Source organism: Defluviicoccus vanus (assembly GCF_014672695.1).
GTDB classification, from domain to species: domain Bacteria; phylum Pseudomonadota; class Alphaproteobacteria; order Rhodospirillales; family Defluviicoccaceae; genus Defluviicoccus; species Defluviicoccus vanus.
On sequence record NZ_CP053923.1, the window covers coordinates 515,530 to 541,417 of the forward strand.

The window sequence follows — 25,888 nt, forward strand, 5'->3', positions numbered from 1 at the left end:
CACAAAGGTCAGCAAACGGCTGTCCCATTGCCCGACATTCGCCACATCGAGCTGGACGCGCGTTGCCGCAGGCTGCTGTTGCAGCCGGCCATCGACGTCGGTCGCGGATGGCACTCGCTTCGCCAGCACCCAATCACCGCTCAGGTGCAGAGCAAGCGTACCCGCGCCGCCATCGCTGAAGGTCAGCGTCGGCTCGTCATCGCTGGCCGTCGAGTCCGTAGGCATCGTGCGCGCGTGGCCCAAAACACGTTCCTTCAGGGTTGAGCGAATTCACGGCTGCTTACCCCGCGCGCTGAGAGGACGTCAATACCCCCTCAATTTTCAGGTGCATTTCCGCAAGCGGCCGTAGACGCCGGTGGTTACGCGCCATGCGTCGCCGCGAGTGCAGCTGCCCACGGCGGCACTCGCGGTCGTGGTGGGATCGGCGAGCGGCCGGAGGATCAGTTTGCCGCGGTTGCCGCCGCTTTCAACTGCTGGGCGTCGAGCGGTACGGCACGGCGTACGGCCCCGGGCTTGCCGAGGGGGCAGCACCTNNCGCCATCGACCACCACCTCCANAGCCCCCGCGTTGCCGGTCATCAGCGTCAATCCCGGCCGATCTGGCACGGCAAAGGTTTCGCCCGCGCGCATCAGCCGCGACAGCAAGGTGGCACGCGGGGAACTGCTGCGCACTTCCACCCAGGTATCGGAGTTGGCCTTGAGGACGATCCGCGAGGGGACGTCGCCTGCNNGGCCGCCTCTCCCGCCGTGGCGGAGGGCATCGGTGTTGACGATGCGGGAGCGACGGCTGGCGGCGGCGGAGCCACGGCCGTATTCACCTCGCTCGGCGATGGCGATGGCGTTGACGATGACGTCGCGGCNGGCCACAGGCGGTGTTTCGCTGCCGCCGTACGCAGGTGGTACATCGGCAGTAGACGGGGCAGCGTTGCCCGGTTGTGCCGTGGGCAGTGCGATCGGTACATCCACACCCCGCTCGTCGCCCGGTAATATTTTGCGCAGGTGCTCCGGCAGTGGCAGTACCAACTCGGCCACGTCAAGATAGCGGTTCGACGACAGGTACCAGATGCCATAGGCAACGAGGGCAATCACCGCGCCGATCAACAGCACCGCTGCCTTGGGCGCGGTGCTCTCGGTCATCGGCGAGGGAAAGTTGAGTTTTGACTTCGGCGCCACCTGCCCGCTTTCGGCCTTGAAACGGCGGACGATTTCTTCGCCTTCGAGGCCGAGATGTTCGGCGTAGGTACGAATGAAGCCAAGCGTGTAGGCGGGACCGGGCAGGTCCGCATAGCGTGCCCCCTCGATCGCTTCCAGAAACGCCCGACGAATGCGCAGATCACGCGCCGCGTCGGCAATGGATTGGCCCAGGGACTGCCGCGCCTGGCTCAGGATCGCCCCGACGTGAGGCCCTGTGGTCCGGCCGCCCACCCCCGTATCCGCCTTCGTCCCGGCGCCAAACATGGCTTCCGTCGCTCTCCTCGTGATTTCGAACGCTTTGTCGCCACTAAACCGCTAGCACCAGGCGTGGATAACCAAGCCGATCCGGCGGGATTACCAAAGGCAAGGACTGAATTGTGAGCGATTGCGCCAGAGATGCAACCGCCAAGATGGGCGACATCCAGCGGCGCCCTTTCCTGCTGCGCTCTTTGCCGGCTGCTCGCTTTTTCCGCGCGAGCGACACGGTTCAGGTATCAAAACACGCGGCAATGCGCCACCGGGCTCGCGTCGGAGCCGATGCCCGGCGGCGCTCAGAGCGCGACGTGATGATCGCTGGCGAAGGCACGCAGGTGATCGCGTACGCTGCACTGCCCATGCGTGGTCAGCGATTCGATGTAATCGGTCACCGACTGCAGGTTGATGCTGCGAATCATCGCCTTGACCGGCCCCAAAGCCGGCGGCGCAACCGAGAGGTTGCGAAAGCCGATGCCAAGTAGCGCCATCGCATCGAGTGGCCGTCCCGCCATCTCGCCACACAGGCTGATCGAGACATTGGCACGCGCGCACTCGCCAAGGATGATCTTCAGCAGNNGCGAAAAGGTGACCGGTGACAGCACGTCATAGCGTTCGGAAATGCGGTAATTGCCGCGGTCACTGGCAAACAGGAACTGAAATAGATCGTTGGTGCCGATCGACAGGAAGTCGAGTTGCGGCAGCAACTCCGGCAACTGGTAGATGAGGGCTGGCACCTCCAGCATCGCCCCGACCAGCACCCGGCGGGGCGGAACATGGCCGCTGGCACGCTGCCGGTTCACTTCGGCCATCAACAGCGCATGCGCGAAACGAAACTCGCTGACCTCGGCGATCATCGGGAACATGACGTAGAGATCTTCGTCCGCGGCCGCCTGCACCAGCGCGCGCAACTGCTGGCGCAGCATCGCCGGCCGATCCTGCGAAACACGAATAGCCCGCCAGCCCATGGCGGGGTTTTCGTCATGGCCATGATCCCAGTACGGCATGACCTTATCGCCACCGACATCGAGGGTGCGGAACACCACCGGCTTGCCGTGAGCGTAATCCAGAACCTTGCGGTAGAGGGTGCGCTGAGCAACCACGTCCGGCATGGACGAGCGAACCATGAAGGGAACTTCGGTGCGATAAAGGCCGACACCGTCCGCATCCAGTTCCGCCAGGTTCTGTACATCAAGGAGCAGGCCGGCGTTCAGGTTGAGGCTGACGCGTACGCCATCGGCGGTCGAGGGCGGCAGGCTGCGCAATGCCACATATTCCGCCTTGCGCTGATCGCGCGCGGCGACACTGCGGCGGAATAACTGGCGAACATCATCGCTCGGCCGGACCAGCACCTGCGAATGGTCGGCATCGACGACGAGGATGTCGTTTGGATCGATTCGCTGCAGGCCATCACGAACCTGGCCGACCACCGGCACATCAAGGGTGCGGGCGACAATGGCTACGTGCGCGTTGGGCGACCCTTCCTCGAGAATAACGGCGCGCAACCGTGTGTGATCAAAGTAATCGAGGAGCTGCGCCGGCCCCAGGTTGCGCGCCACGAGGACAAAATCCTCGCCGGGCGGAATATCGGGTGCGGTTTCCTCAGTGCCGAGCAGATGCTGTAGCAAGCGGTTGGCGAGGTCTTCCAGATCGTGAACCCGCTCACGCAGGTATTCGTCGGAGACCTGGCTCATCCGCGCATGAATATCATCGTTAACCCGCTGCACCGCCGCCTCGGCCGTCAGCCCGGTATTGATGGCATCGCCAATACGGCGCAGCCAACCCACGTCTTCGGCGATCATCCGGTAGGTCTCGAGAATGTCGCGCGAGGGGCCAAAATCGGCGAGACCGCTGCGACGCAGCATGTTGTCGATCTGCCCGTGCATCTCGGAAACAGCTGTCCGCAGGCGATCGTGTTCGAAGCGAATGTCTTCCGCGACCATGCGGCGGATGAGGAAGCGGTGTTTGTGAAGAACGGCGACACCAATGCCGATGCCTGCGTTGATCCGCGCCCCCTCAAGTCGCATCGGTACGATAGCGATGCCTTCGGTTGGCGTCAGTTCGCCACGACCGATCAGGTTGCCGCCGGCCACCAATTCGGCCAACACCATTGCAACGGTCTGCAGCGCCTCGATTTCTTCATCGGTGTATTGCCGGTTCACCGCAGTCTGCACCGCAAGCACACCAACGACGCGACCGCCGTGCAGGATCGGAACCCCCGCCAGCGACTTGTAGCGCTCCTCGCCGGTTTCCGGGCGGAAGGCGAAACTGGGATGGCTCGGCGCATCGGCCAGCGCCATCGGCCGCCCTTTGGCAGCGATTTCGCCCACCAAGCCCTCGCCGATGCGCAGTCGGGTACGGCGGACAGCCGCTGGATTGAGCCCTTGCGTCGCGAACAGTTCCAGCACATCGCCAGCGCGGCGGATATAGATGGAGCAAACCTCCGCCACCATGTCGGTGGCAATGATCGAGACGATCCGCGCCAGCCGGCTTTGCGCCGTTCCCTCACTCGCCATCACGTCACGGATGCGCGCCAGCAGTCGTCTGAGGACGAGCACGGTCTGTCCGTATTCCATGACGCTATCCGACCTCCTGCCTCGCCTCATCGGCCAGCGCCGTCAGCGCCTGGCCGACCAACTCGCGAAGTATATCGGCGGTCGGCTGTTCACGTAGCACCATCCCGACACTCTGGCCTGCCATCACCGAGCCGTTCTCCACGTCGCCGTCTACCACCGCGCGCCGGAGCGCACCGGCCCAGAACAATTCGATCTCCAGTTGCGCCTGCTCCTGGCTCAACTCGCCACACCGATACCGGGCAGCAATCTCGCGTTGCGCCGCATTGAATCGGTTGGTGCCGTTGTTCACCAAGGCACGAACCGGAATGACCGGCAGATCCGGATCGATTTGTACCGTGACCACCGCATCGCGGGCACTGGCGCGGATAAACGCCTGCTTGAAGGCGGCGTGAGCGATCGACTCTGCGGCGCAGACGAAGCGAGTCCCCAGCTGACATCCGGAAGCGCCCATCCGCAAATAGGAGACAATCGCCTCACCACGACCGATCCCACCGGCGACGAAAACCGGCACGTCGCGCACCTGCGGCAGGATCTCCTGCGCCAGGACGCTCGTCGCCACTGGTCCGATGTGCCCCCNCGCCTCCGCGCCTTCGATGATCAATGCATCGACGCCATTGCGTACCAGCCGCTTGGCCAGAGCCAGCGAGGGCGCGAAGCAGAGCACTTTGCATCCGCCTTCCTTCAGCAATTTGATCATCGGCGCAGGGGGAACCCCGCCGCCAAGGACCACGTGGCCGACACGAAGATCGAGGCACACACGAGCGAGAGCATCCAACTGTGGATGCATGGTAATCAGGTTCACGCCAAAGGGCTGTGACGTCTGTTGCTGGGTCGCACGAATTTCATCGGCCAGGGCTTCGGGTCCCAGCGAGCCGCCGGCAATCACGCCAAAGCCGCCGGCGTTGGAAATCGCCGCCACCAGGCGGTGCTCCGAGACCCATGACATGGCGCCGCCGAGTATTGCCCAGCGGCAGCCGAGAAAGGCACAGCCCCTTTGCCACAGCCATGCAGCTTGGCTTCTGCGGTTAAAGGTCCATCCATCTGTTTAGTGGGCGTCGAGCCTGTACGCGGTATGGAGTGCACGAACGGCTAATTCCGTATATGCCTCGTCGATGAGCACGCTGACCTTGATCTCTGACGTTGATATGACCTGGATGTTTATGCCCTTTTCAGCGAGAGTATGAAACATTTTCGAGGCGATGCCTGCATGGCTTCGCATGCCGACGCCGATGACCGATACTTTTACCACGTTTGGATCTGAAAGCAGGCGGGCGTAGGTAATCGTTTCACGACTCGCCTCGATCACCGCCCGCGCCCGCTCCAAATCCGACTTGGAGACGGTGAAGGTGATGTCGGTCGTATCGCCTTCGGCAGAAATGTTCTGCACGATCATATCCACATTGATGCTGGCGTCGGCGAGCGGACCGAAGATCCCGGCGGCGATGCCCGGTCGATCTGCAACCCTCAAAAGGGTTATTTTAGCCTCATCACGGCTGTACGTCACACCGCTAACAAGTTCATGTTCCAAAATTTCGTCCTCCCCAACGACGAAAGTTCCCGGGCTGTCATCGAAACTCGACAGCACCTGCATCCTAACGCCGTACTTCATTGCCAGTTCAACGGCACGGGTTTGCAATACCTTGGCACCCACCGAGGCCATCTCCAGCATTTCCTCGAAGGTAATCTTTTCCAACTTGCGCGCCCGGCTGACGATGCGCGGGTCGGTGGTGTAAACACCGTCCACGTCGGTGTAGATGTCGCAGCGGTCCGCCTGCAGTGCCGCCGCGATCGCCACCGCCGTTGTATCGGATCCACCTCGGCCGAGCGTCGTTAGCCGATTGTCACTGCCAATACCTTGGAAACCGGCGATGACCGGCACTTCGCCCTGACGCAGCCGCTGATCGAGCGCTTCCCGGTCGATGCCGCTGATCCGCGCCTTGCCGTGGGCGCTGTCGGTATGCAATTGGATCTGCCAGCCAAGCCAGGAACGCGCCGGAACCCCCAGTTCCTGGAGAGCGATCGCGGTGAGCCCGGCGGTCACCTGCTCACCGGTGGCAACGATGGTGTCGTACTCGCGCGCATCGTGCAGCGGCGCCATCTTGACGCAATAGTCAACAAGCTGATTGGTGACACCGGCCATTGCCGAAACGACCACGACGACTTCCTCGCCGGCGTCGTGTGCGTGTTTTACCCGCGCGGCTACAGAGCGGATTCGCTCCAGATCAGCGACCGATGTCCCACCAAATTTCTTCACCACTCGCGTCATGCCGAGATGCTCACCTGCGATTACCGGACGTGCGAAGCCACTCGCCCCAGGTTCGTAGGATCGACGGCATCCGCGCCACGCACGAGCCAGCCAATGCCCGTACACGGCACGACCGGTTGCGACTGGCCGAGCATTGCCTACATACTGACCGGCGGGCGGGCGTGCAAGAGTGCGGCGCCAAGCGCCCGCATTGCCTGCCGACGATAAACCATCCCGCGATAAACCATTGGTCCGGTCTGTCATGCCTCTCACCCAAACCGCTGCCGCGGCGGCCCCTGCCGTCTCCACCGTCGCAACCGATGAAATCGATCGGTTCCGTCGCCTCGCCGCTGAATGGTGGGATCCAGAGGGAATGTATCGCGCCTTGCATCGGCTCAATCCGGTGCGGACGGCCTACATCCGTGATCGCCTCGTCGACCATTTCGGGCTCGATCCGGCCAGCGAGCAGCCGCTGGCCGGGCTCGCGGTAATCGACATTGGCTGTGGTGGCGGGCTGCTCAGCGAATCGCTCGCCCGCTTCGGTGCCAGTGTCGTCGCCATCGATGCCGAGGCAGAATCAGTGCGAGTCGCCGAGACGCACGCGCACGACCAGGGCCTCCGCATCGCCTACCGCTGTGCCGCAGCCGAAGATCTGGTGCGTGAAGGGCTTCGGTTCGACGCCGTCGTGACCATGGAAGTCATCGAGCACGTCGCCGATATGCCGGCCTTCGTACATGCCGCCGGCCAACTGCTGCGACCGAACGGTGCACTCATTGTCGCGACGTTGAATCGAACGATCAAGTCCTTGGCCCTGGCGAAGGTCGCTGCCGAGTATGTGCTGCGCTGGGTACCCCCCGGCACCCATGACTGGCGCAAATTTGTCCGACCGTCCGAACTGGCCGCACGCCTGCGCGCGGAAGGCCTGCACTTGGCTGACCTCAAGGGCTTCCACTACGATGTGGGCAGGGATGAATGGTCGCTCGGTCGCGACCTTGGCATGAACTACGTCGCATTCGCGACGGGAGGGGCATGAACTACGTCGCACTCGCGACGGGAGGGGCATGAACTACGTCGCGTTCGTCACGGAAAGACGTTAGCCGGACACCGGCGCCAGCGCCGTTCAGCCGTTGCGGCGGGTAAACCAAGGCAGAGGCTGCACCGTAATTCCCTCTTCGCCGAGCGCTGCCGCTTCTTCGGCGCTCGCCTCGCCGTAGATGTCGCGGGCAACCTGCTCACCGTAGTGAATGCGCCTCGCCTCTTCGGGAACCGCTCCCCACGTAGTCACAGGACGTCTCGACATGATTGCGCAGCTGGTGGAGTGCTTGCGCGAATTCGGCCGGGACGGGTAGCGCCGCCGGCTTGGACTCGTCGCCGGCCTGCGCTTCCTCGCCGTCCGACCGCCGGCGTGATTGCGCCACGTGCATCGCCGTCGGCGCCTTGACCACGTCGGCATCCGAGCACACCGGACAGCGAATGGTCGACGCGCTGCGCTGTTCATCGAACGCGGCGCCGTCACGGAACCACGCCTCAAAGCGGTGTCCGGATGCGCAGAAAAGGTCGAAAACGATCATTACCTAGGCGGCCCTGGAGACGAGTGGGTGAGCCGTAGCGGTTGCAGCCGCTGGGTTACGAGACAGATCCCGACCCCGGCGGATGATTTAGTGGCTGACGAACGACGCGTCCAGATCGATCGGCGCCAGGCTGCTATGTCGCAGTCGCTATCTTCGTGCAGCATCTTGATTCGAATTGCTTCCGGCGCGGCACAACCCGGACGTCTCGCCTACGGCTATTCCGTCGCGCTGCCCAAGCCCTCTATACTGCAAGGGCAATAGAAGGGCGTGGCGATTGGCCGCCGCCCGAGGTGCTGGCATTCGTGCATAAGGGAGATGGGCCTTGGAGAAAGTCACCAGAGAAGCGGTGCTGCGGTATCACTCCGAGGGTCGCAAGGGGAAGATCGAGGTTGTTCCCTCGAAACCGAGCCTGACGCAGTACGACCTCAGCCTCGCCTATTCGCCGGGTGTCGCCATCCCGGTGCAGGAAATTGCCGAAAACCCGGAGAATGCCTACGAATATACGGCGAAGGGCAACCTCGTTGGGGTCATCTCCAACGGCACCGCCATCCTCGGCCTCGGCAACCTCGGGCCACTCGCCGGTAAGCCGGTGATGGAGGGCAAAGGGCTGTTGTTCAAGCGCTTCGCTGATATCGACGTCTTCGACATCGAGATCGACGCCTACGATCCGGACGAGGTTATCAACATCGTCCGCGCCCTGGCGCCCACCTTCGGCGGCATCAACCTTGAGGACATCAAGGCACCTGAGTGCTTCGCGATCGAGACGCGGCTGCGCGAACTGCTCGATATCCCGGTGTTCCACGACGACCAGCACGGCACCGCGATCATCCTCGTTGCGGCGATGCTAAACGCGCTGGAACTGACCAACCGCAAGCCACACGAGATCCGGGTGGTGTTCAGCGGCGCCGGTGCCGCCGGCATCGGCTGTGCCGAGCTCTTGGTGCGCACCGGGGTGCCGCGCGAGCACATCACCATGTGCGACAAGGACGGTGTCGTCTACAAAGGTCGCGAGGTGGGGATGAACCCCTACCTGGAGCGCTTCGCCCAGGAGACCGATGCGCGCACCCTCGCCGATGCGATCAAGGACGCCGACCTGTTCATCGGCGTCTCGGTCGGCGGCGTGCTCACCCGCGAGATGGTGCGGACGATGGCCGAGCGGCCGATCATCTTCGCCATGGCCAATCCCGATCCGGAAATTACCTACGAGGACGCCAAGGCGGCGCGCCCCGATTGCATCGTCGCCACCGGGCGCAGCGACTATCCCAACCAGGTCAACAACGTGCTCTGCTTCCCGTTTATCTTCCGCGGCGCCCTTGACGTGCGCGCCCGGCAGATCACCGACGGAATGAAGCTCGCCGCGGCACGGGCGCTGGCGGCACTTGCCCATTCCGACGTGCCGGATTCGGTGCTCAAAGCCTATGGCGTCGACAGCATGCTGTTCGGCCCCGACTATATCATTCCGAAGCCGATCGACCCGCGGGTGCTGCTCTGGGTGGCGCCGGCGGTGGCCCAGGCCGCGATGGCTGAAGGCGTCGCCCGCCGCTCGGTCGACACGACGACCTATCGCGAAGAGCTAGAAAGCCGGCTCGGCAAGGACTGGGCGTTGATGCGGACGATCTTCAACAAGGCGCGCAGTGCGCCGAAACGGATCGTCTTTGCCGAAGGCGAGGAGGCGAAGATCATCCGCGCCGCCGCCGAGATCCAGGACCAAGGAATCGGTGAGCCGATCCTGCTCGGCCGTGAAAGCGTCATCATGGCGACGGTCAACGAGCTCGGCCTCGATTACCGGCCGCGGATCATCGATCCGCGCGAATCACCGCGGGGCGAGACCTACGCCAAGGTGCTGTTCCGGCGCCGGCAACGCAAAGGCATCACCCTGCCGGAAGCGCGGGAAATCGCCCGCCGGCCCAATTACTTCGGCCTGCTCGCGGTGCAGAGCGGCGACGCCGACGCGTTCATTTCCGGCCTGACCACCAACTACGTCGAAGCGTTGCAGCCGGCGTTTCAGGTCATCGGCACCCGCCCCGACGTCCGCCGCGCCGCGGCCTTGTTCATTATGGTCATCCGCGACCGGGTGTTCTTCTTCGCCGACTGTGCGGTCAACATCGCGCCATCGGCCGAGGACTTGGCCGACATCGCCGAATTGTCGGCGGAGATGGCGACCAACTTCGACATTCACACCCGCATCGCCATGCTGTCGTTCTCCAATTTCGGCAGCGTCGCCCACCCCGGCGCCCAGGCGGTGGCCCGGGCAGTCGACCTGCTGCGCAAGCGTCAGCCGCATCTGCAGGTGGACGGTGAGATGGCGGCGGATGTGGCGGTGACGCCGGAGTTCATCGACCGCCTCTATTCGTTCAGCCGCGTGCGTGACGCCAACGTCTTGATCTTCCCCGACCTGAACGCCGCCAATGCGTCATACAAGCTGATGCAGCGGCTGGGAGGTGCCGAGGCGATCGGTCCGGTGCTGCTCGGCATGGCGCGGCCGGTGCATATCCTGCTGCCGAGCGATGACGTGCGCGGCATCGTCAACATGGCGGCGATCGCTGTCGTCGACGCGCAGATGCGGGCGCTGGTCTAGCCGCAGCGGGCGAGACTTGGCCCATCGGGAAGACGGCGGCGGCGGGCCGCGACCGGACGCCGGGAATCTGTTCGCGGGCCTGCCCCGCAAGCTCGCCGGCGAGCAGTTCGTGAGACGCTGCTGCAGTTACCGGGAACGCGGATCGAGCGGATCGTCTCGACCGGGCAGACGACACCGGTCGGCGAATGGTTCGATCAATCCTGGGACGAGTGGGTACTGTTGCTGCGCGGTGGCGCCGAACTGGTGATCGAGGGCGATGCCGCGCCACGGCGGCTGCGCCCCGGTGACTGGCTGCTGCTTCCGGCGCGCACCCGCCACCGGGTGACCTGGACCGACGAGACGACGCCCACGGTCTGGCTCGCCATCCACATCGGTGAGCCCTGCTAGCCGCCGCCTGCGGCAACGCGATAGCGGCGATCGGACGCTCTCGCGTCACACAAGGTTCCCAATCCGCAAATGTCGGTTCTGACTTGCATTTCGTTCGAACTCGATCCTATATAAGGAGCATGTACATTAGCATTTTATAATTAACGAACTCCTGCCCAAGGAAGGCAATCGGTGCCGATCCCTGACCCTCCGCCTCCTTCCGCAACTCCAGCCCCCGAAGTCCCCTCGGGAGCGGTCCCTCGGCCAGAGGTCACGGCCTTCTTCGATGAAGAGACGATGACCGTCAGCTACGTGGTGCGGGATCCGGCGAGCCGCGCCTGTGCCGTCCTCGACTCGGTGCGCGACTACGATCCCGCCTCCGGGCGAACCCGTTACGCCCATGCCGATGCCCTCATCGCCTATGTCAGGCGCGACCGGTGGGTCGTCGAGTGGATTCTCGAAACCCACGTCCACGCCGACCATCTGACGGCCGCCCCCTACATCCGCAACCGCGTCGGCGGACAGACCGGCATCGGGGCTCACATCACCACGGTGCAGAAGACATTCGCCGCACTGTTCAACGCCGAGGCGTCGTTCGCCACCGATGGCCGCCAGTTCGATCAGCTATTCCAGGATGGCGAAACCTTTAGCATCGGCAACTTGCCGGTCACGGTCCTGCATACCCCCGGGCACACCCCGGCGTGCCTGACCTACCTCATCGGCGATGCGGCGTTCGTCGGCGATACCCTGTTCATGCCCGACTACGGGACCGCCCGCTGCGATTTCCCCGGCGGTGATGCCTGCCAGCTTTATCGGTCGATCCGCCGCATCCTGGCGTTGCCGCCGGCCACCCGCCTGTTCCTCTGCCACGATTACAAGGCGGAGGGGCGAAGCGAATACCGCTGGGAAACCACCGTTGCCGAACAGCAGCGCAGCAACATTCATGTCCACGATGGGATTGGCGAGGAAGAGTTCGTCCGCATGCGCACCACGCGTGATGCCGGGCTCGCCATGCCACGGCTGATCCTCCCGTCCGTGCAAATCAACATGCGCGCCGGCAACCTGCCACCGGCAGAGGAAAACGGCGTCTCCTATTTGAAGATCCCGATCGATGCGCTTTGAGCCAAGCAGGCGTGATCTTTCGGCGTTCAAGAAAGGCTGACCTTGTTTATCGCGCAAGACGCCCTGTCGATCGGCTGCGGAGCCCTCGTCGGATTTACCCTCGGCCTGATCGGTGGCGGTGGTTCGGTCCTCGCCGTGCCGCTGCTGGTTTACGTCGTCGGTACCGCCTCGCCACACATCGCCATCGGCACCAGTGCGGTCGCTGTCGCCACCAGTGCCCTGACGAACCTCGTTGGCCATGCCCGCTCGCACACGGTCAAGTGGCGTTGCGCCGCGGTCTTCGCCGTGGTCGGCGTCCTGGGCGCGGCGCTGGGGGCGGCTCTCGGCAAAATGGTCGATGGCCAGAAGCTACTGGCGCTGTTCGGCGCCTTGATGATCGTGGTCGCCCTCGCGATGCTGCGGCGCCGCAAGGATGGCGGCGATCCTGACGTGCGGCTCGCCGCGGAAAGTGCCCGTCAGTTGCTGCCGGCGCTGGTCGGCACGGCGCTGGTCGTCGGCGGCCTTTCGGGATTTTTTGGAATCGGGGGCGGCTTCCTTATCGTCCCTGGCCTCGTCGGGGCGACCAACATGCCGCTGATCAATGCGGTCGGCTCATCGCTGGTTTCGGTCTCGGCGTTTGGCCTGACAACGGCGATCAGCTATGCGCTTTCCGGCCTCGTCGACTGGCGCATTGCCGGGTTCTTCATCCTCGGCGGCATTGCCGGCGGTATCGCCGGCATCTGGTTGTCGCAACGCCTCGCCGCGCGCAAGCGAGCCCTGAGCCTCGTCTTTGCTAGTGTCGTGATGATGGTTGGCGTGTACGTGGTGATCCGCGGTGTCCTCGCCCTGGTTTAGCGCGTTCGCCGATCAGCTTGGATCGTCACTGGCGGCTAGCAGCCTGTCGGACTTGCGTCTCGGGCGTCGCCGGACCTGCGTAGGGATCGGTGCGTCGGCGCCTCTGTCAGCGCCATTTTGGGCGGTGCGGTCGCGCTGGCGCGCCTGCGGAACTGGCCGCGCAGGCTAGACGGCGCGGCTGAGGGCGAACATCCGCTTCAGGTTCCATGCCATGGTCACAAGCCTCCACTCGCCACGGGCGGCATTGAGCCCGCGCAGCAGGAACTGCCGGAACCCCAGCACGGACTTGATGATGCCAAACACTGGCTCGGGCGTCTGCTTGCGCAGGGCGTAGAGCGCGCGGCCCTGCGGCGTGCGCAGCCGATACGCCATCGCCTGAACCGGGGTGGGGTCTTCGGGCGCCGGTGGCGCCGCAGCGAAGCGCTCTTGCAGGCTGAGATGATGCGCCTCGCGACCAAGTGCGATCAGCGGTTCGATCCCGCCGGCCACACAGGCCTGCACATTCGCCTCGCTGAAGTAGCCATTGTCCGCCAACAGCATGTCCGGCCTGCCGAGCACGTCCGGCAGAGTGCCGATCTTGTCCAGCATGGGTGTAAGCTGCTGCTTGTCGTTGGGCGCCTGCACCACGTCGGCGACCACCACCAGCAGACTGCCCGCCGCCACCGCCGCCTGCGCATTGTAGCACTGCTCAAAACCGCCGCCCGCCACCGCCATGATGCGGCTTTCCTCGTCGGTCAGATTGATCTGATCCGTGGGCAGCGGCGTCGCCACCGGCGGCTTCGGCTCACGGCCCGTGGGCTTCTTGCCGGTGGCCGCTGCCTTGGCGTCCCGTGCTGCGAGTTTCGCCTGATGGTCTGCCTGCTCCCGTTCGAAGCGTTCCTTCGCGCGGGCCTCGATCTTCGCCCGGGCCTCGGCGAGCCTGGACAACCGTTCCTCACGTCGCGCCAGTTCGTCGGGGATCGACATGCCGTCAGCGATGTCCACCTGGTCCGCCGCTTCTGCCTTGGCCATGAGATCGGCCACTTCGGCCTGCAGTTGGGCCTCCAGCTTGCCCGCATGGTCATAGGACAGCGCGCTGTGCCGGCTGGCATTGGCGTGGACCTTGGTCCCGTCGAGCCCGACCGTTCCCAGCTTCAGCACGCCCATCTCGCGCGCGAGCACCAGCACCTGGACGAACAGCTTCTCGATCTGCGGCAGAAAGCGTCGGCGGAACGCGGCGATGGTGTCATGGTCCGGATGATCGTTCGCCGCGATGAAGCGGAACGCCACGCTGTCATAGGTCGCCCGCTCCAGCTTGCGGCTGGAGAACACCCCGGTGGCGTAGCCGTAGATCAGAATGCCCAGCAGAAGGCTGGGGTGGTAGGACGCTTCCCCAGAGCCACGGTAGCTGCCGGTCATCGGCCGCAGATCCAGCCCCGCGATCACCTCCACCACGAACCGCGCCAAGTGCCGCTGCGGAAGCCACTCGTCCACCGACGGCGGCATCAGAAATCCGCTGTCGCGGTCGATCGGGCGGAAGTTGCTCATGCCGAAGAGGTCCGGGCCGGGGGCGTGAATCCATGCCCGGATTCTATAACCCACAGCTCCGCCTCGCGTTAAGTCCGACAGGCTGCTAGGAAGTCGTTTCGGCATTCGGTTGGGGTGAAGCGATTGACGAAGCAGCCGAACCGGCGATCATCTCCGTCAAGCGCTTTCGGGACGGAACGGCACTGCCCTGCTCGCACTCCCACGTCCGCCAGCTGCTGACGCTGGCCGCGCTTACCCCAAACCGAACAGCGGCCAGAGGATGCATCGCACCCGCCACTGACGTGCCTGTTCAGCGCCTCGCCAAGCCCAGGTCCGCGATCCTAGCAGCCTGTCGGACTTAACGCGAGGCGGAGCTGTGGGTTATAGAATCCGGGCATGGATTCACGCCCCCGGCCCGGACCTCTTCGGCATGAGCAACTTCCGCCCGATCGACCGCGACAGCGGATTTCTGATGCCGCCGTCGGTGGACGAGTGGCTTCCGCAGCGGCACTTGGCGCGGTTCGTGGTGGAGGTGATCGCGGGGCTGGATCTGCGGCCGATGACCGGCAGCTACCGTGGCTCTGGGGAAGCGTCCTACCACCCCAGCCTTCTGCTGGGCATTCTGATCTACGGCTACGCCACCGGGGTGTTCTCCAGCCGCAAGCTGGAGCGGGCGACCTATGACAGCGTGGCGTTCCGCTTCATCGCGGCGAACGATCATCCGGACCATGACACCATCGCCGCGTTCCGCCGACGCTTTCTGCCGCAGATCGAGAAGCTGTTCGTCCAGGTGCTGGTGCTCGCGCGCGAGATGGGCGTGCTGAAGCTGGGAACGGTCGGGCTCGACGGGACCAAGGTCCACGCCAATGCCAGCCGGCACAGCGCGCTGTCCTATGACCATGCGGGCAAGCTGGAGGCCCAACTGCAGGCCGAAGTGGCCGATCTCATGGCCAAGGCAGAAGCGGCGGACCAGGTGGACATCGCTGACGGCATGTCGATCCCCGACGAACTGGCGCGACGTGAGGAACGGTTGTCCAGGCTCGCCGAGGCCCGGGCGAAGATCGAGGCCCGCGCGAAGGAACGCTTCGAACGGGAGCAGGCAGACCATCAGGCGAAACTCGCAGCACGGGACGCCAAGGCAGCGGCCACCGGCAAGAAGCCCACGGGCCGTGAGCCGAAGCCGCCGGTGGCGACGCCGCTGCCCACGGATCAGATCAATCTGACCGACGAGGAAAGCCGCATCATGGCGGTGGCGGGCGGCGGTTTTGAGCAGTGCTACAATGCGCAGGCGGCGGTGGCGGCGGGCAGTCTGCTGGTGGTGGTCGCCGACGTGGTGCAGGCGCCCAACGACAAGCAGCAGCTTACACCCATGCTGGACAAGATCGGCACTCTGCCGGACGTGCTCGGCAGGCCGGACATGCTGTTGGCGGACAATGGCTACTTCAGCGAGGCGAATGTGCAGGCCTGTGTGGCCGGCGGGATCGAACCGCTGATCGCACTTGGTCGCGAGGCGCATCATCTCAGCCTGCAAGAGCGCTTCGCTGCGGCGCCACCGGCGCCCGAAGACCCCACCCCGGTTCAGGCGATGGCGTATCGGCTGCGCACGCCGCAGGGCCGCGCGCTCTACGCCCTGCGCAAGCAGACGCCCGAGCCAGTGTTTGGCATCATCAAGTCCGTGCTGGGGTTCCGGCAGTTCCTGCTGCGCGGGCTCAATGCCGCCCGTGGCGAGTGGAGGCTTGTGACCATGGCATGGAACCTGAAGCGGATGTTCGCCCTCAGCCGCGCCGTCTAGCCTGCGCGGCCAGTTCCGCAGGCGCGCCAGCGCGACCGCACCGCCCAAAATGGCGCTGACAGAGGCGCCGACGCACCGATCCCTACGCAGGTCCGGCGACGCCCGAGACGCAAGTCCGACAGGCTGCTAGGCGGCGGCCTCTGTCGTCGGCGACGCTGTCGCGCTGGCTGAATCCTCACGCGCCGCGCGCAGGAGCCACATCCGCGCCCGTGCCGCGTCGCCGTTCTCCGCTTCTTCGAGCGTCGCCATCAGTCGGCAGACGCGCGGTGAGGCGTCCTCACCGGCGATGGATTCAAGATTGCTCCGCGCCTCGCCCCACAACTGCGCTTCCAGTGCCGCGGTAGCAACGGTGATCCGGCTCTCCGGATGGTCAGGGTTGCAGAGCTTCAACTGCTGCGCCGCCTTCACTTTCTTCAAGGCGTCGGTGCACTCTTTCGCCGTCCAATACACTTCGGCGAGTTCTGGATCGGGTTGCTTCGCCCACGTACGCTCGATGATGCCAACCGCCTTGCGGTGACGGCCCTCGGCGATGAGGAGGCGAGCGAGCCGTGCCGCCGCGCCGACGTGACCGGGATCGATATCCACCGCTTTGCGAACAATGCGCAGCGCATCTTCACCCGTGGTCTCCAAACTCTTCCGATAAAGCAGCTCGGCGCGCTCCGGCCCGGTATCTGCTGCCGACAGCACCTTCGCTGTGGTCGAGCGATCGAGAAGCTGTTCGGCCTCCGTCCAGCGCCCGGTTTCCTTGTTTAGGTCGTACAGCGTGCGGACCAGCCATTCACTCTTCGGATTGAGCTGATAGGCTTCCTCCGCAAGGCGAAGGCTCTGCTGCCAGTCCTGGCGCTTCATTGCCTGCGACAGCAGGCCTCGCAAGCCAAGAAACGCCGTCTCCGATTGCGACCGCATGGCGGTGAAAAATTTCGTCGCTGCCAGCTCATCGCCGCGCAACTGTGCCGACTGCGCCTGCAGAAGCATGGTCAGTGGCCGGTCGTCGAGCAAATGCGCCGCCCGGCGCGCCTGCTTGTCGGCAGCGTCGGCATCACCGGCGGCGACAGCGACAAGCCCGCGGCTGAGGGCTTCGAAGCCGCGGCGTTGACGGCGCTCCTGGCGCATGTCGATGAGGCTTTGCGGCGCCCGGCGGACCGCCCGCCACATGCGATACAGCAGGGCAACAACCACCAGCAAAACCAACAGCGCCAGGGCGAATACGGCAACAGAGGTGGCAATCCGATAATCGCCCCACTCAAGCAGCATCGTTCCCGGCACCGAAGCAAGCGTTCCGGCGAGGCCAGCGGCGATTGCCAACAGTGCGATCAGTGCAAACCAACGGAACATCGCCCTACCCCCGCGCCTGCGCCAGCCGCAACGCCGCCTGCTCTTGCAGCCGGGAGAGAGCTTGCATCGCCGTCAAGCGCAGGTGCGCAGCCCTCAGCCAGTCAGCCGCCGGTGCGGCAGCGGTGCCGTCCAATCGGTCGAGCAGCGAAACCGCCGCGCCCAGGTCGCCACCAGCCAATGCCGTCTCTGCTTCGGCAAGAATTGCGTCAACCCCGCCGGCATGCGCCGCGGTGTCACCGGTGACGCGCACGGTCACAAGCGAAAGCACCTTGTCGAGGGCGCGATTGTACCATTCCTCGCCGCCGGTGGTCGGTGCCGCCCGGGCAACCGCGTCAGCCACCGCGGGAAATTGTGCATGCAGCGCGGCAAACGTCGGAATGCCGTTTGCCGCATACGGTTCCAGTAGCACCAGAACCGCCGCGATCTCGCGATCGTCGCCGGCAACGGATCGGACAGCGGCAAGTGGCCGCGCGTACGGCAGACCATTGTCCACCGCCTGCGCCAACTGGTTGGTGGCAAGAATGGTTGCGTTGAGCCCGGAGAACCCGTCACGCAGCGCCACCGCCCGCTTGCTGAGGTCGCCGAATTCCCGCTGGAGCTGAGAAATATCGGCGGATGTTCTCTCGATGCGCGTCACCCGTTCGGCAAGGAGGTTGACGGCCGCTGCNNCAGATCCTTGGTGGAGGCGGAGTCACTGCTCAGCTTGTCGACGGACTGCGTCAGCTGGGTGACGCTCGCTTCCATCGTCGTCAGGCGGTCGCTCAGGCCCACCATCTGCGCTGCCAGCGCGTCGCTGGCCGCCGCTGCATTCGGCGCGCTCGCCATTTGGCCAGCCGCCGGAGTCGCNCGTTCCCGTCTCTTGCGCATCGATGCCGACCATCGGGCCGACGAGTGGCAGCCAGTGATCTCGGGTAACGTAAGCGCCACCACCGAGGAGCGCCAGGACAGCGACAACGCCCACCGCAGTGCCGACGCCAGCTGCCGATTTTGGCGGTGGCGCGTTCCGTTCAACCGGGGCGGCCTCAGCCGCTGCCGTTGCCGGCTTCGCCAACTGCTCATCCGTCGCCGTCGGTGCAGAGGGGTCTGCAGTCGAACGCGTTTCGGACGTGCGGTTGGTATCGTTTGTTTCTTCGCTCATGAGTCCTCCCCGGGCTTCGGCCAACCGTCCCTCGCGGCCGCGGACCATATCAGGGAACCGACCCTGGTGGGGAGCGGGAATCGGTGGAACCTTGCGCTCCCCAATCATCATCAGNNCCGTTTCAATGCCCGCAGCACGGCAGGAGGCGAGAATGGTTTCCACCAGATCGGCCTGTGTGGGTCGACTTGCCACCAACGTATCACGCCAAGCGAGCCGGGTAGCAGTGGCGGTCACCGCCGGGCTGAGAGCAAAGCAGACAATCGACTGCAAGGCGGCGGCGAGATCCGCGGCATCCACCAGGCGGGTAAATGTCCCGGCGGTGCGCGGCGAGAACAGCACCACCCCATCTACCTGTCGCGCGCGCAGGTGGCTTATCGTCGCCTCGCTGAGCGCGGTGGCCACATGCGCTTCATAGAGGACCGCCCGTCGATAGGCGAAGCCGGCGCGCGCCAGTTGCCCGGCAAGATCACCGGCAACGTGACTCGCCGCCGCGTGCAGCAGGGTGCCAGCGGCCGGATCGAGACGTCCGATCACCAGTCGCGCCAGCGCTTCCACATCACCTGTGGCGCTCATCACGTGAACAAAGCCCTCGGCAATCGCCGTACGCGCTGTCGCGTCACCCACGGCAAACAGGGGCAGATCACGACGCCGGCTGCGCCGAATCAGGGCACGAACACCGTTGGCGCTGGTGGCAAGCAACGCCTGCACGTCGGTCAAATCAAGCGGCGGACCAGCGCGGTAGTCGATGGTCAACAGCGGATCAATCAGGATCTCTACGCCGTGCTCGACGAGGAGCCCCGCCAGCGCTTCGGCGTCTTCACGTGGCCGGGTTATCAAGAGACGCATGGACGGACGGCCCCCTCGTGGTTGTTCAGTGCTCGGGGGTGAAAAAGCCGGGGCCAGCCGCGGCCTTCAGCTCCGCCCCAAGGTCCGCGCCCAATCGCCGCGCATCTGCCATACCGCCACGCCGCTCGCCGGCCACCAGCTGGCTGCCGTCCTCGCGCGCCACGAGGCCACGCAGCCAGAGGCCGCCAAGGCCGTCGATCTCCGCCAGTCCGCCGATTGGCGTGCGGCAGGACCCATCGAGCACATCGAGCATTGCCCGTTCCGCCGACACCGCGTCGCAGGTTGCCGGATCGTCGATGGCGGCGAGGAGTTGCCGGCAAACGCCGTCCTCAGCACGACAGGTAATTCCGACGGCGCCCTGCCCCACGGCCGGCAGCAGCTCATCGGGGGCAAGCACCGCCGTCGCCCGATGAGCAAGGCCAAGGCGCTTTAAGCCGGCAAGTGCAAGTAACGTGGCATCCGCCTCGCCCGCCGCCACTTTCGCCAGTCGCGTCTCCACATTGCCGCGAAAGGACGTCACCCGCACGTCGGGACGTCGCCAGCGCACCTGCGCCTGTCGTCGCAACGATGCCGTGCCGATGACCGCACCGGCTGGTAGCGCTCCCAGCGAAGTCGCCGCGCGGGCGATGAGCACGTCGCNGCGCGGATCTTCCCGCGGCAAGAACGCCGCCAGTTCGATCCCGGCCGGCAACCAGGTGGGGATATCCTTGACCGAGTGGACGGCAAGGTCGATCTGACCGGCGAGCATCGCTTCGTCAAGCTCACGGGTGAACAGGCCCTTGCCACCCAAGTCGGCAAGCGGTCGATCCTGCACCCGGTCGCCGGTGGTTCGGATCAGGATTACCTCCAGCGCCCCTTTCGCGGCGAGGCCAGCGTGGCGCGCGATCAGCCGCTCACGAACAGCTTCCGTTTGCACACGGGCAAGTGGGCTGGCACGAGTGCCGATGCGGATGGGGAATCGGGGCATTTGGCGGAGCAACGTATTGTCGATGACATCTGCCGGCTATTGTGTCCCTTCAAGGCAGGAAAAGGCGAGAGCGATGTTGGTGCTCGGGATCGAAACCAGCTGCGACGAGACGGCGGCGGCAGTGGTGAGCGACGATCGTCGTATCCTGTCCGACGTGGTGCGGGCGCAGATCGAAGAGCACCGGCCCTGGGGTGGGGTCGTTCCAGAGGTAGCGGCGCGGGCGCATTTACAGGTTCTCGACCACGTCGTCGCCCGGGCAATGGCCGAGGCAGGAACCGAATTTAGCCAGCTCGCCGCCGTTGCTGTCACCGGCGGTCCAGGGCTGATAGGCGGTGTCATCGTCGGCGTGATGACGGCAAAGGCGATCGCCGCCGTGCATTCGTTGCCGTTTCTGGCCGTCAACCACCTCGAAGGCCACGCGTTGACCGCGCGGCTGACCGATCGGGTGGCATTTCCCTACCTCTTGCTGTTGATGTCCGGCGGACACTGCCAGTTGCTGATCGTTGATGGCGTCGGGCGCTACCAACGCCTCGGCACCACGATCGACGATGCCTTGGGCGAAGCCTTCGATAAGGCCGCGAAGCTGATGGGACTGGGCTACCCGGGCGGTCCGGCCCTGGAACAAGCCGCGCTGCGCGGTGATCCGCGGCGCTTCGCCCTGCCACGGCCGATGCTCGGCCGACCCGATTGCCATTTTTCCTTTTCCGGCCTGAAAACAGCGGTGAAGCTGGCGTGGGAACGACTGCCGGCGGAGGCACGCTCACCACAGGCGGTTGCCGATCTTGCTGCGTCATTCCAGGCGGCAGCGGCCGATGTCCTCGCCGATCGTGTGGTACGGGCCATCCACCGCTTCCGCCAGTGCGCGCCCGAGGGCCGGCCGCTCGTCATTGCCGGCGGCGTCGCCGCCAACCAAGTTTTAAGGTCACGCCTCGCCCGCGTCGCCGAAGGCGAAGGAATGTCCCTGGTCGCACCGCCGCTGCGCCTGTGCACCGACAACGGGGCAATGATTGCCTGGGCAGGACTGGAGCGTCTCCAGCTTGGTCTTAGCGACGGACTGGATTTTGCGCCGCGTCCGCGTTGGCCACTCGATCCGAGCGCAGCGGCGGTACACTATGCCGGGGTGAAGGCCTGAGCTGAGNNCTCTCGCCCTCGAAACACTGTGCGACACGGACGGCCGTTGTCGTCGTCGCTGACTGCGGGCATAAGGAAAGGCATGCAACAGATCGGAATCCTCGGTGCTGGAGCTTGGGGGACAGCGCTTGCTGCCGTCGCCGCGCGTGCGGGCCGGCAGGTCGTCCTGCAGGTGCACGAACCGGACGTGGCCGAGAGCATGTCCCGCGACCGGGAAAACCACGCGTTCCTGCCGGGCGTCAGTCTCGACCCTTCAATCCGCATCACCACCGATCTGGTGGAGGCGGTGAATGCCGACGCTGTGCTGGTGACGGTGCCGGCGCAGTATCTTCGCCAAGTCTTGCGACGCGCCGCAGCCAACTGGCCCCCCGGCACGCCAGCGGTGATCTGTGCCAAGGGTGTCGAGCACGGAACCTGTGCGTTGATGAGTGACGTGGTAGGAGCGACCCTGCCGGATGCGCCGATTGCCGTGCTGTCCGGCCCCAGCTTCGCCATCGAGGTGGCGCGCGATCTGCCGACCGCAGTGACGCTGGCATCTGCCGACGCCAAGCTGCGCGAGGCACTGCCGGTGGCGCTCGGCACCCGCTCCTTTCGCATCTATTCCTCCGAGGACCTCATCGGTGCGGAAGTGGGCGGCGCCTTGAAGAACGTCATCGCCATCGCCGCCGGCGTCGTGCACGGGCGCCAGATGGGTGACAATGCGCGGGCAGCACTGATCACCCGCGGACTGGCGGAAATGGCCCGTCTCGGCGTCGCCTTGGGGGCCAAACCGGAAACCTTGATGGGTCTGTCGGGTCTGGGCGACCTGATGCTGACCTGCAGCGCCATGCAATCGCGGAACTTTTCTCTCGGGGCGGCGCTCGGCGAGGGCCAGCCGCTGGCAACGGTGTTGGCGAGCAGAACCTCCGTCGCCGAAGGCGTGTTCAGTGCTGCCGCGGTCACCGAACTGGCGCGCCGGCATGGCGTCACCATGCCCATCGCCTCGGCGGTCGACGCGGTGGTCAATGCCGGCGCATCCGTCGACGCCACCATCGAAAGCCTGCTCACCNNCGGCCGCTGCGCGCCGAAGGCTGGGCCGAATGAGGCGACATCGAGCGGACAGGCGCGACGAAAAAGCGATCAACAGGCGCGGGAGGACTGACGAATGCTGTTTGTGATCATCTGCACCGACAAACCTGAGCACCTTTCGGTGCGGCAGCAAAACCGGCCGGCACACTTGGCTTACCTCAGTCAGTTCGAGGACACGCTGTTTGCAGCCGGCCCCACCTTCGCTGCCGACGGGACGACGATGAACGGCAGTGTGTTGATTCTCGATTTCGCCGACCTGAGGAAGGCCGAGGCCTTCGCCGCTGGCGATCCCTATGCCAAGGCCGGTCTGTTCGCCAGCGTAGATATCCGCCCGTGGAAGAAGGTGTTGCCGGCGTAAGTAGCCGGTCTTACAGGAGCACCCTCCATGCCGCATTGGCTGGTCAAGTCGGAACCGTCGTCGTGGTCGTGGGAGCAGCAGCTGGCGGCGGGAACAACCCACTGGGACGGCGTGCGCAACCATCAGGCGGCGAATAACCTGAAGGCGATGCAGCTCGGTGACTGCGCTTTCTTTTACCATTCCGGCGACGAGCGACGAATCGTTGGCCTCGTCGAGGTTGTGCGCACATACTATCCAGACCCAAGCGACGCCAGCGGCCGGTTTGGCATGGTCGACATGCGTACCGTGCGCCCGCTGCCGCAGCCGGTGACACTGGCACAGATCAAGTCCGATGAGCGGTTGCAGACTCTCGCCCTGGTCCGCCAGTCGCGCCTGTCGGTGATGCCGATTGACGACGCGGCGTGGGCGCTGTTGACTGCCATGGGCGGTGTCACGGCGTAGCGTGCGGCGGCATCATGCCCGAGCAAGTGATCGGCCAACGCAGTGCGATTGCCAACGGCGGCTCGGCAGCACTGTTTCTCACACGACCGGACGAGCTCCTGCCGCTGATGGCCGTGCGCCTGGACGAGCGCGTTTTCGTCTATGTCAATTCCTGCCCGCACCTCGGCTGGCCGCTCGACTTCGAACCTGGACAATTTCTGAGCCACGATCGCCGCTACATTCCTTTGCAGCGGCCACGGCGCATTGTTTCGCATCGAGGACGGGCGGTGCATCCGTGGCCCCTGCGCTGGTGCAGCCTTGACCCTTCTCCCGGTGCGTATCGAAGGAGACGACATCGTTGTTGCGGACGAAGCTGCGGGCGAAACCACAACGATGGCTTCGCCAGCACCGCCGGCGACCGCGGTGGGGAGTAACTGTGGGGGGGAACTCCCCGACCGGGGAACTCGCTGCGCTGCCCCTTGTGTCACTCGCGCGATTTGCGATACAACCCGGCGACTTGTTCGATGCGATCCGGCCTGGTGTGGTTTCGCCACACCCAAATAAAAATATAGAAGCTGCTGGCCCAATCCCAGGGAGGACGTAAAATAGCATGACTGAAGATAACGTATTTCCCGTGCCCGAGGCACTTGCCAAGACGGCATGGTATGACAATGAAAAGTATCTCAAGGATTACAAACAATCGATCGATGATCCTGCAGCCTTCTGGGGCGAGCATGGCAAGCGAATTCACTGGTTCAAGCCTTATACCCAGATCAAGGATGTCAGCCTGAAGGCTCCCGACGTCCATATCCGCTGGTTTCATGACGGCACCACCAATGTCGCCTACAATTGCCTCGACCGCCATCTGGCGACGCGTGGCAACCAGACAGCGTTGATCTGGGAAGGCGATAATCCGGCCGAGAGCAAGAGCATCACCTACGCCGAATTGCATCAGCAGGTATGCAAGTTCGCCAACGTCTTGAAGTCGCTGGGCGTCAAGAAGGGTGATCGGGTTACCATCTACCTGCCGATGATNTCTGAGCTGCCCATTACCATGCTGGCCTGCGCCCGCATCGGTGCCATCCATTCGATCGTCTTTGGCGGCTTTTCCCCGGATTCGCTGAGCAATCGCATCGAGGATTGTGACGGTTCGGTCGTCGTGACCGCCGATGAGGGCTTGCGCGGCGGTCGCCCGGTGGCACTGAAAGCAAATGTCGACGAAGCCCTGAAGATCTGCCCGAAGGTCACCAAGTGCGTCGTCGTCAAGCGCACCGGCGGCAAGGTCAACTGGACCGACGGCCGCGATGTGTGGTGGGACGACCTGATGGCCAAGGCATCGACCGACTGCCCGGCCGAGGAGATGAACGCCGAAGACCCACTGTTCATCCTTTACACCTCCGGCTCAACGGGCAAGCCGAAAGGGGTGCTGCACACAACCGGCGGCTATCTCGTCTACGCATCGATGACGCACCAGTACGTCTTCGACTATAAGGACGGCGAAGTTTATTGGTGCACCGCCGACATTGGCTGGGTTACGGGGCACAGCTACATCGTCTACGGCCCGCTCGCCAACGGCGCCATCAGTGTGATGTTTGAAGGCGTGCCCAACTATCCCGACACGTCACGTTTCTGGCAGGTGGTGGACAAGCACAACGTCTCGATCTTCTACACCGCACCCACCGCGATCCGGGCTCTGATGCGCGAGGGCGAAGCCCCGGTGAAGAAGGCGTCGCGGAAATCGCTGCGCATCCTCGGCAGCGTCGGCGAGCCGATCAATCCGGAAGCCTGGATGTGGTACTACAACGTTGTCGGCGAAGCGCGCTGCCCGATCGTCGATACTTGGTGGCAGACGGAAACCGGCGGCATCCTGATCACNCCCTTGCCGGGTGCCACAGCGCTGAAACCAGGCTCGGCAACGCGCCCCTTCTTCGGCGTCAAGCCGGAAGTGGTGGACGCCGACGGCAAGATCCTGGAAGGCGCCTGCACGGGCAATCTTTGCCTCGCCGACGCTTGGCCGGGAATGATGCGGACGGTGTACGGCGACCACGACCGCTTCATCCAGACCTATTTCTCAACCTATGCCGGCAAGTACTTCACCGGCGATGGCTGCCGCCGCGACGAGGACGGTTACTACTGGATCACCGGCCGCGTTGACGACGTCATCAACGTCTCCGGTCACCGGCTCGGTACCGCCGAGGTGGAGAGCGCGCTGGTTGCCCATCCGAAGGTGGCAGAAGCTGCTGTCGTCGGCTACCCGCACGATATCAAGGGCCAGGGCATCTACGCCTACGTCACTCTCAACATGGGTGAGAAGCAGACGGAAGAGCTGCGCAAGGAGCTTGTCTCCTGGGTTCGCAAGGAAATCGGGCCGATCGCCTCACCGGACGTGATCCAGTGGGCACCCGCACTGCCGAAGACCAGATCCGGTAAGATCATGCGCCGCATTCTGCGCAAGATCGCCGAGAACGACTTCGGGGCGTTGGGCGACACCTCGACTTTGGCTGATCCGACGGTGGTGCAGGACCTGATCGAGCACCGCTCCGGCCTGTAAGACCAGCTCAGGTCATTCCAGAGCGACAGCTACACTCGG

Annotated in this window: 21 protein-coding genes and 2 pseudogenes; 12 read left to right on the forward strand and 11 right to left on the reverse strand. The window is 64.7% G+C overall.

What is annotated here, in order from left to right:
* Window positions 1-440: 440 nt before the first annotated feature.
* From HQ394_RS02325 to HQ394_RS02340, 4 genes are all read right to left on the reverse strand, one after another.
* Window positions 441-1,457: a helix-turn-helix domain-containing protein gene (locus tag HQ394_RS02325; protein ID WP_190261854.1), complete on the reverse strand. Its 1,017-nt coding sequence runs from the start codon at window positions 1,455-1,457 to the stop codon at window positions 441-443.
* A 287-nt stretch (window positions 1,458-1,744) separates the two neighbouring features.
* A complete protein-coding gene (ptsP, locus tag HQ394_RS02330; protein WP_456151474.1) occupies window positions 1,745-4,051 on the reverse strand; it encodes a phosphoenolpyruvate--protein phosphotransferase in 2,307 nt (768 codons plus the stop codon).
* A complete protein-coding gene (locus HQ394_RS02335) occupies window positions 4,026-5,024 on the reverse strand; it encodes an NAD(P)H-dependent flavin oxidoreductase (RefSeq protein ID WP_223292010.1) in 999 nt (332 codons plus the stop codon). The genes ptsP and HQ394_RS02335 overlap by 26 nt, the downstream gene beginning before the upstream one ends.
* Before the next feature lie 42 nt (window positions 5,025-5,066).
* Window positions 5,067-6,287: an aspartate kinase gene (locus HQ394_RS02340; RefSeq protein WP_190261857.1), complete on the reverse strand. Its 1,221-nt coding sequence runs from the start codon at window positions 6,285-6,287 to the stop codon at window positions 5,067-5,069.
* 241 nt (window positions 6,288-6,528) lie between these two features.
* On the opposite strand from HQ394_RS02340, the gene ubiG reads away from it, so the two are divergent.
* Entirely contained in the window at window positions 6,529-7,299 is a 771-nt protein-coding gene (gene ubiG, locus HQ394_RS02345) for a bifunctional 2-polyprenyl-6-hydroxyphenol methylase/3-demethylubiquinol 3-O-methyltransferase UbiG (protein ID WP_190261858.1), read from the forward strand.
* An 87-nt stretch (window positions 7,300-7,386) separates the two neighbouring features.
* Here the strand turns inward: ubiG and HQ394_RS20375 are convergent, their stop codons facing one another.
* Together HQ394_RS20375 and HQ394_RS02350 are read right to left on the reverse strand one after the other, a co-directional pair.
* Complete coding sequence (locus HQ394_RS20375) at window positions 7,387-7,566, reverse strand: DUF1178 family protein (protein ID WP_263053762.1); 180 nt, start codon at window positions 7,564-7,566, stop codon at window positions 7,387-7,389.
* Window positions 7,499-7,837, reverse strand: a complete 339-nt coding sequence (locus tag HQ394_RS02350; protein WP_263053763.1) for a DUF1178 family protein — start codon at window positions 7,835-7,837, stop codon at window positions 7,499-7,501. The genes HQ394_RS20375 and HQ394_RS02350 overlap by 68 nt, the downstream gene beginning before the upstream one ends.
* 322 nt (window positions 7,838-8,159) lie before the next feature.
* On the opposite strand from HQ394_RS02350, the gene HQ394_RS02355 reads away from it, so the two are divergent.
* From HQ394_RS02355 to HQ394_RS02370, 4 genes are all read left to right on the forward strand, one after another.
* Entirely contained in the window at window positions 8,160-10,415 is a 2,256-nt protein-coding gene (locus tag HQ394_RS02355) for an NADP-dependent malic enzyme (RefSeq protein WP_190261859.1), read from the forward strand.
* Window positions 10,416-10,634: 219 nt separating this feature from the next.
* Window positions 10,635-10,802 carry a cupin domain-containing protein gene (locus HQ394_RS02360; RefSeq protein ID WP_263053764.1) on the forward strand — a complete coding sequence of 56 codons (168 nt, stop codon included), beginning with the start codon at window positions 10,635-10,637 and terminating at the stop codon, window positions 10,800-10,802.
* Between the two features lie 276 nt (window positions 10,803-11,078).
* On the forward strand, window positions 11,079-11,903 hold the full coding sequence (locus HQ394_RS02365) for an MBL fold metallo-hydrolase (protein ID WP_190261860.1): 825 nt from the start codon (window positions 11,079-11,081) through the stop codon (window positions 11,901-11,903).
* A gap of 42 nt (window positions 11,904-11,945) precedes the next feature.
* Window positions 11,946-12,737, forward strand: coding sequence for a sulfite exporter TauE/SafE family protein (locus HQ394_RS02370; RefSeq protein WP_456151475.1), 792 nt, complete (start codon window positions 11,946-11,948; stop codon window positions 12,735-12,737).
* Between the two features lie 165 nt (window positions 12,738-12,902).
* Here the strand turns inward: HQ394_RS02370 and HQ394_RS02375 are convergent, their stop codons facing one another.
* On the reverse strand, window positions 12,903-14,264 hold the full coding sequence (locus HQ394_RS02375) for an IS1182 family transposase (RefSeq protein ID WP_190260069.1): 1,362 nt from the start codon (window positions 14,262-14,264) through the stop codon (window positions 12,903-12,905).
* 409 nt (window positions 14,265-14,673) lie between these two features.
* Here HQ394_RS02375 and HQ394_RS02380 point away from each other — a divergent pair, with 409 nt between their 5' ends.
* Complete coding sequence (locus tag HQ394_RS02380) at window positions 14,674-16,035, forward strand: IS1182 family transposase (protein ID WP_190260069.1); 1,362 nt, start codon at window positions 14,674-14,676, stop codon at window positions 16,033-16,035.
* Between the two features lie 126 nt (window positions 16,036-16,161).
* On the opposite strand, the gene HQ394_RS02385 is transcribed toward HQ394_RS02380, so the two are convergent.
* The 4 genes and pseudogenes from HQ394_RS02385 to hemC form a co-directional block, all read right to left on the reverse strand.
* Complete coding sequence (locus tag HQ394_RS02385) at window positions 16,162-17,370, reverse strand: heme biosynthesis protein HemY (protein ID WP_190261861.1); 1,209 nt, start codon at window positions 17,368-17,370, stop codon at window positions 16,162-16,164.
* Between the two features lie 4 nt (window positions 17,371-17,374).
* Window positions 17,375-18,019 (reverse strand): annotated as a pseudogene (locus tag HQ394_RS02390) (COG4223 family protein); the annotation flags it as partial.
* Between the two features lie 42 nt (window positions 18,020-18,061).
* A complete protein-coding gene (locus tag HQ394_RS02395) occupies window positions 18,062-19,354 on the reverse strand; it encodes a uroporphyrinogen-III synthase (protein WP_190261863.1) in 1,293 nt (430 codons plus the stop codon).
* Between the two features lie 25 nt (window positions 19,355-19,379).
* Window positions 19,380-20,321 (reverse strand): hydroxymethylbilane synthase, encoded by a 942-nt coding sequence (gene hemC, locus HQ394_RS02400; protein ID WP_190261864.1) that lies wholly within the window; start codon window positions 20,319-20,321, stop codon window positions 19,380-19,382.
* 73 nt (window positions 20,322-20,394) lie between these two features.
* Here hemC and tsaD point away from each other — a divergent pair, with 73 nt between their 5' ends.
* The 6 genes and pseudogenes from tsaD to acs all read left to right on the forward strand — a co-directional run bounded on the left by tsaD (window position 20,395) and on the right by acs (window position 25,849).
* Window positions 20,395-21,453, forward strand: a complete 1,059-nt coding sequence (gene tsaD, locus HQ394_RS02405; protein ID WP_190261865.1) for a tRNA (adenosine(37)-N6)-threonylcarbamoyltransferase complex transferase subunit TsaD — start codon at window positions 20,395-20,397, stop codon at window positions 21,451-21,453.
* Between the two features lie 69 nt (window positions 21,454-21,522).
* A pseudogene (locus HQ394_RS02410) lies at window positions 21,523-22,535 on the forward strand (NAD(P)H-dependent glycerol-3-phosphate dehydrogenase).
* Window positions 22,536-22,596: 61 nt separating this feature from the next.
* Window positions 22,597-22,878, forward strand: a complete 282-nt coding sequence (locus HQ394_RS02415; protein ID WP_190261866.1) for a YciI family protein — start codon at window positions 22,597-22,599, stop codon at window positions 22,876-22,878.
* Window positions 22,879-22,905: 27 nt separating this feature from the next.
* The gene (locus HQ394_RS02420; RefSeq protein WP_190261867.1) at window positions 22,906-23,319 is read left to right on the forward strand and encodes an EVE domain-containing protein; all 414 of its coding nucleotides are present in this window, start codon (window positions 22,906-22,908) and stop codon (window positions 23,317-23,319) included.
* Between the two features lie 14 nt (window positions 23,320-23,333).
* A complete protein-coding gene (locus tag HQ394_RS02425) occupies window positions 23,334-23,732 on the forward strand; it encodes a Rieske (2Fe-2S) protein (protein ID WP_190261868.1) in 399 nt (132 codons plus the stop codon).
* Window positions 23,733-23,908: 176 nt separating this feature from the next.
* Complete coding sequence (gene acs / locus HQ394_RS02430; RefSeq protein WP_190261869.1) at window positions 23,909-25,849, forward strand: acetate--CoA ligase; 1,941 nt, start codon at window positions 23,909-23,911, stop codon at window positions 25,847-25,849.
* The last annotated feature ends 39 nt before the right edge of the window (window positions 25,850-25,888 follow it).

Coding starts and splice junctions, on each gene's coding strand:
- HQ394_RS02340 (WP_190261857.1), bottom strand. CDS start 6,287: ATGACGCGAGTGGTGAAGAAATTTGGTGGGACATCGGTCGCTGATCTG.
- ubiG (WP_190261858.1), top strand. CDS start 6,529: ATGCCTCTCACCCAAACCGCTGCCGCGGCGGCCCCTGCCGTCTCCACC.
- HQ394_RS20375 (WP_263053762.1), bottom strand. CDS start 7,566: ATGTCGAGACGTCCTGTGACTACGTGGGGAGCGGTTCCCGAAGAGGCG.
- HQ394_RS02350 (WP_263053763.1), bottom strand. CDS start 7,837: ATGATCGTTTTCGACCTTTTCTGCGCATCCGGACACCGCTTTGAGGCG.
- HQ394_RS02365 (WP_190261860.1), top strand. CDS start 11,079: ATGACCGTCAGCTACGTGGTGCGGGATCCGGCGAGCCGCGCCTGTGCC.
- HQ394_RS02375 (WP_190260069.1), bottom strand. CDS start 14,264: ATGAGCAACTTCCGCCCGATCGACCGCGACAGCGGATTTCTGATGCCG.
- HQ394_RS02380 (WP_190260069.1), top strand. CDS start 14,674: ATGAGCAACTTCCGCCCGATCGACCGCGACAGCGGATTTCTGATGCCG.
- HQ394_RS02385 (WP_190261861.1), bottom strand. CDS start 17,370: ATGTTCCGTTGGTTTGCACTGATCGCACTGTTGGCAATCGCCGCTGGC.
- tsaD (WP_190261865.1), top strand. CDS start 20,395: ATGTTGGTGCTCGGGATCGAAACCAGCTGCGACGAGACGGCGGCGGCA.
- HQ394_RS02415 (WP_190261866.1), top strand. CDS start 22,597: ATGCTGTTTGTGATCATCTGCACCGACAAACCTGAGCACCTTTCGGTG.
- HQ394_RS02420 (WP_190261867.1), top strand. CDS start 22,906: ATGCCGCATTGGCTGGTCAAGTCGGAACCGTCGTCGTGGTCGTGGGAG.
- HQ394_RS02425 (WP_190261868.1), top strand. CDS start 23,334: ATGCCCGAGCAAGTGATCGGCCAACGCAGTGCGATTGCCAACGGCGGC.